Below are 1,060 nucleotides of genomic sequence, written 5' to 3' on the forward strand. Positions count from 1 at the left end.
GTTCTACCTGGCCCTGCGCAACATCAGCCAGAAGTGGACCATGCCCATCCGAGATTGGAAGGCCGCGCTGACCCGATTTACCATTCAGTTCGGAGACCGCATCTCCGTCAATTGAAGTCCGAACCGTTTACACAAAAATTCGGACACGCCCCGCTGCTTCCAGGATGGCTTGGCGCCTTGTCTCTGTTTTGGCCCGCATGTCAAATCCTTTATTTTTGAACTACTCGGTTCAGTTTGGCTTGAATATGCCGCAAACCAAAACTAAACTAAACCGATCAGTTCAAATATGGAGTGCCGATGCTCTCAACTAGCACGCGGCCCCCTGCAGCCCTGTACCGGCTGCGCCTTCGCATGACAGCTCTGGCTGCAGCCCTGGTGCTGGCAGGTTGCGCTCAGTTGCCGGACCTGGGCCCTCAACCAACGCCCAAGTCGACCGATGCTTTCCAAGCCGCTGCATCCATGCAAGCCCCTCAGGCTCAATGGCCTGTCGAGCAATGGTGGACTGGCTACGGTGACGCGCAACTCAACACATTGATTGCCGAAGCTCTGGCCGATGCGCCCGACCTGGCAGCCGCAGCAGCGCGCCTGCAACGCGCCGAAGCCGTGGCGGAAATCGCTGGAGCTGCCAACAAGCCACAAGTCAGCGCCAATGCTTCGGTGTCCGCTGACAAGCTCAGCTACAACCATTTGATTCCTCGCTCCCCTTCCAGCGCCAGATTGCTCCGTACGCTCGTTTTAGGGGTCGGAGGACCGATGGACTGACCGTCCGCTTGCTGGCGTTGATCGGACATACGGCTTCAGAGCGTGAAGGTCCGCAACCGCTGCGAAGCCGACATCGCTAATGGAGAGTCTCGGTTGTGGCTGGGAGTATGAATCCGCTGACGCGCTCGAACCTACCTTATCGAATACGGCCCGGTCACAAGTTGCGCAGACGTGAGAGCAGTTGCGCTCCCAGCAGAGATGTCAGCCCCGTCTTGCCCTCAACCAGAAACAGCGACCTACAAAACGGTCTGTACAACCAAGGCCGGTCATCGACTGCGAGCCAGGGCAGGTAAGCCCG

At 58.3% G+C, this 1,060-nt stretch carries 1 protein-coding gene; it reads left to right on the plus strand.

The annotated features are described in order from the left end of the window. The first annotated feature begins 459 nt into the window (after window positions 1–459). Complete coding sequence (locus tag BN2503_RS19850; protein ID WP_233495142.1) at window positions 460–762, plus strand: TolC family protein; 303 nt, start codon at window positions 460–462, stop codon at window positions 760–762. The last annotated feature ends 298 nt before the right edge of the window (window positions 763–1,060 follow it).

The organism is Paenacidovorax caeni (genome assembly GCF_001298675.1).
Lineage (GTDB): Bacteria > Pseudomonadota > Gammaproteobacteria > Burkholderiales > Burkholderiaceae_C > Paenacidovorax > Paenacidovorax caeni.

Coding starts and splice junctions, on each gene's coding strand:
- BN2503_RS19850 (WP_233495142.1), top strand. CDS start 460: ATGCAAGCCCCTCAGGCTCAATGGCCTGTCGAGCAATGGTGGACTGGC.